The sequence below is a fragment of the bacterium genome, assembly GCA_021158245.1.
Taxonomy (GTDB): Bacteria; Zhuqueibacterota; QNDG01; order QNDG01; family QNDG01; genus QNDG01.
Genome location: JAGGVB010000159.1, coordinates 1 through 4,343, shown reverse-complemented (window position 1 = coordinate 4,343; position 4,343 = coordinate 1). Strand labels below are relative to the sequence as shown.

At 35.8% G+C, this 4,343-nt stretch carries 4 protein-coding genes; all 4 read left to right on the top strand.

Annotated elements, in window-relative coordinates; all coding sequences use genetic code 11:
* Positions 1–1,308, top strand: a 1,308-nt coding sequence (locus tag J7K93_08445) for a T9SS type A sorting domain-containing protein (protein ID MCD6117030.1), incomplete at its 5' end; no start/stop codon positions are given.
* An 80-nt stretch (positions 1,309–1,388) separates the two neighbouring features.
* Positions 1,389–2,327: a hypothetical protein gene (locus J7K93_08440; GenBank protein ID MCD6117029.1), complete on the top strand. Its 939-nt coding sequence runs from the start codon at positions 1,389–1,391 to the stop codon at positions 2,325–2,327.
* 3 nt (positions 2,328–2,330) lie between these two features.
* Entirely contained in the window at positions 2,331–3,452 is a 1,122-nt protein-coding gene (locus J7K93_08435; GenBank protein ID MCD6117028.1) for a hypothetical protein, read from the top strand.
* Positions 3,442–4,343, top strand: a 902-nt coding sequence (locus J7K93_08430; protein ID MCD6117027.1) for a hypothetical protein, incomplete at its 3' end; no start/stop codon positions are given. The genes J7K93_08435 and J7K93_08430, both read left to right, overlap by 11 nt.

Genomic DNA, 4,343 nt, shown 5'->3' with positions numbered 1-4,343 from the left:
TTTACAGGTGACGGCTGTTTAAAGGTAACAGGGAAATTCAGAGTTTATCCGAATGACTGGGGTACATACACAGATGCTCAATATATTTTTGATAATAAGCTTGATCTGTCACAATATGATGAGATAAGATTCTGGGTTAAAATTCTTGATGCTCCGACAGTTAACAGAAGTTTGTTTTTTACATGTGCGCTCATGGACTATCCTGACGGTGCGGACGGAAGAGAGTTATGGCAGTGGGAAGGTGATTATGATATTTTATATATTCCGAATGATGATCAGTGGCATGAAGTAATTGTTCCATTTGATAGATTTTTGATTCCTGAATGGGAAAGCACTTTAAACGGCGTATTTGATTCAAATGCTGTTTATGGTTTTGATTTTACTGTTCAGGGTGATAGTACAGCGCCGGACAGCGTTACATTCCTTATGGATAATTTGGTTGCTTCGAAAAGTATAAAAGATGCTGATATGTTCAATTTTGATGAAAATGAAGCATCAGGTGTCTGGGAAACAGCAATAGGTGATGAGGCAAACAATATTTTCGAGCTGAAAAACAATACTACTGACATGTTTGAAGGAACAGGTTGTCTTGAAGTTAATGCAATAATGAATACATGGGGCACTGTTGATGTTGCAAGGCATACTTTTAGCAGCGCTATTGATCTTACCGGAGCAAATGAGATAAGATTTATGCTTGATATTACTCGTGAACCTGCAGGAAAGGATTTTTATTTTGGTCTTCATTTGATTGAATCAAGTGATGAAATCTGGACTTCTGGAGATAAATATGCTGCTTTCCTTGCATACGGAAAACCCGAAGGATGGCTTGAATGTGCATATCCGTTTGCAGATTTCACATTGTATACCGGTTCGGGAAACGGCGTTTTGGATTTAAGCTCAATCTTAAAGTTTGAATTTTTTGTGGGAGGCGACCCTGCTGCTGAAGATATAGATACACTTTCTTTCAACCTTGACGATATGTATGTTACACACAGCGGAGGCGGAACCCCTGTACTTGACAAAACAGATCTTTTTGTGCCTGGCAAATTCGATCTTACACAGAATTATCCTAATCCATTTAACCCGTCTACGAAAATCAGATTTACACTTGATAAAAAGGGTGTTACTAATCTTAAAATTTATAACGGGTTAGGGCAATTAGTAAGAACTGTAATTGATAACAGGAACAAACTTCGCGGTTCTTATGAATACAGCGTTGATATGTCTGATTTACCGAGTGGTTTGTACTACTATCAATTAAAACATAACGGCAGAACAATAACTAAAAAAATGACTCTTATGAAGTAAGATAATAATTTTTCAAGGCACAGGGATGAGAAGTCATCCCTGTGCCTTGATTATTTCCTGTTGAGGAGAATGTGCAGACAATGTATAAATTGATTCCAATCTTAATTGTTATATTCCTTGCAAGTTGTACTACCAGTACCAGGGTGCAGGTTGTAGAACCTCAGAGCAGTAGTTTCAAGAAAATTGTTGCAAATGATTCTTCGAAAGTTGTTTACGCCGGTGTAAGATCATCAAGCTATGGGATTTATCCTTTTCCACAGCCTGAACAGTGGAAAACTGCAATGGATACCATGTCCTCATATTTTTCAGGGTCACAGCCTTGCAGTATATGGATAGTCGGTGTTATGGGCAGTAATTCTCAAACCTGCGAACTGGAGTTCCCGTCTGACGGTAAAAACAATCCTCACGTAATTTTCAGGAATAATGATAAGCATGAAAGATTTCTTGATTTTTTTGATGAAAATAACATTAAAGTGTTCCTTCAGGTAGAACCGGCAAGTGCTTCTGTTCCGGGCATTATTGACCTCGTTTTAAAAAGATACGGACATCATAAATGTGTAATAGGCCTCGGTATTGATGTTGAATGGTACAGAGTTTCAGAATATCCTGAGTGGGGGATACCTGTTGAAGATGACACTGCAAAGGTATGGGAATCATTGGTAAAATCTTATAACAGTAACTATAAGCTTTTTCTCAAACATTGGGACAGGGGCTGGATGCCTCCTAATTTTAGAGGAGATATTGTATTTGTTGATGACAGCCAGGGCTTCAGCGGATTGAATGGTATGGTAGATGAGTTTACAAGCTACTGGGCAAAACATTTTAACCCCAATATGGTTTTATTTCAGTATGGCTATGAATGGGATAAGCCATGGTGGAAAAAGTTTGATAATCCGCCAAAAAAAATAGGGGATGCACTAGCTGCGAAAGTAACACAGAATTGCGGTATGTTCTGGGTCGATTTTACTCTTAAAGATGTTCTTCCTTTGGAAACAGGCATTACCGGAATTACGGAATAAATTATGATTAAAAAAATACTATTATTTTCGTTATTGTTCTGGGCCTGCAGCAATACTCCAAAAATTGAAAAGCCGATCCTCGGGGTAAAAATTTATAATTACGAAAAAAATTTAGATTCACTTTTTAATAAATTCAATAATTTGGGAATAAATACTCTTTTTACAAGTCCTGAACTTGCATCCAAAGCCGGTTTTCGGGAGAATTGTAAAAGAAACAATGTAAGGCTTTTTCTCATTGTTCCGATTTTTTACAATCCCGAAGAACTTAAAAAGGACTCTTCGCTCTATGCATATACAAACAAGGACAGAAAAGCAAAGGATGACTGGGTTGAATTCGTATGCCCTTCACAAAAAAAGTACATAGAAAAAAGAATTAAATATATATCCAGCCTGATAAAATCCATAAATCCCGATGGTATTAGTGTGGATTTTATCAGAGAATTTGTATATTGGGAAATGGTATTTCCTGATAGGAATCCGGATCAAATTGAGAACGGATGTTTTTGTCCTTTATGTATCAAGAATTTTGAAAACAGTACTGGAATAAAAATACCTGAATCAATAAATAAAACTGAAGATATATCCGATTTGATTACAAAACAGCATAAAAAAGAGTGGGAAAAATTTAAATGTACACTTGTAACAAATGCATTAAAATCGATTTCAGCAAGGATAAAGAAATTAAATCCTGATATACTTGTAAACATACATGTTGTGCCGTGGAGACAAGAGGATTTTAATGGAGCAATAAAGAATATTGCAGGCCAGGATCTGAAAAGAATGGCCAAGTACACAGACTTTTTATCACCTATGTGCTATCATCACATGGTTAAAAGAGATTACAGATGGATAAATTCCGTTGTCAACTATGATTATAATCAAACGAAAAAGCCTGTAATTCCGAGCATTCAGGTTAAAACCGAGTATCTACAAAATAAAATAACTTTAACAGAATTTGAAAATAGTCTTAAAAGTGCCTTAAAACCGCCGTCATCAGGAGTGATTCTCTGGAATTGGGATATGCTTATTTCGGATTCATTAAAATTTAATACAGCAAAACATGTATTTAAAAGATTTGATAACCTGTTTAACAGGGGAAAAGGAGAAATGAATAATGATAAATAAAATATATCCGATCTTACGATATATCATCGTTCCTGTAACACTGCTCCTTTTAACGGGGTGTTCAAAAACTGCGCAGATCAGCAAAGATAATGAATTTAATATTAATTTAAATAAAAATTGGTCTATGATATCTTCAAAAAAAGTAAAGGAGACCGGACAACGGATATCTTCTGATGATTATAAGTGCAGTCAGGAGTGGTATGCTATTGATATTCCGTCTACTGTGCTCGGAGGGCTTGTTAAAAACGGAGAATATGATAAATGGTATTTTTCAACAAATCTGGAGAAAATTCCAAAAAATAGATTTAAATGTGCGTGGTGGTTTAGAAAAGAGTTTAACCTGCATACCCTTAAAAAAAATATATCAATCTATTTTAACGGCATTAATTACAGGGCGGATATTTTTCTTAACGGCAGTAAAATAGCCTCTTCAGATACTTTAGAGGGCTCTTTCAGAGTATTTAAGATCGATATTACAAATCATGTTGTAAAAGGTAAGAATACTATTGCATTAAAGGTTTTTCCTCCAAGGCAAGGTGATTTCACTATAGGTTTTGTTGACTGGAACCCTTTGCCTCCTGATAGGAATATGGGCATTTGGAGAGGAGTTACGATTAGAACAACAGGCGTTGTTTCTATGAATCAGCCATTTGTTGAGACTAATGTTGATGAAAATAATCTGCAAAAGGCTTCTATTTATATAAAAACCAAACTTATAAACCACTCCATGGAAAAACAATCAGCGGTTTTGAAAGGCCGGATCGGGGATAAAGAATTTAAAAAAGAGTTTATTATTCCACCGAAACAGGTTAAAAATATTACAATGAGCCCTGCTGATATAAATGAACTCTCAATTAAAAATCCGAAATTATGGTGGCCGAACGGAATGGG

Bases quoted from the DNA above. Each gene is read 5' to 3' on its own strand.
- J7K93_08440 (MCD6117029.1), top strand. From the start codon at position 1,389: ATGTATAAATTGATTCCAATCTTAATTGTTATATTCCTTGCAAGTTGT.
- J7K93_08435 (MCD6117028.1), top strand. From the start codon at position 2,331: ATGATTAAAAAAATACTATTATTTTCGTTATTGTTCTGGGCCTGCAGC.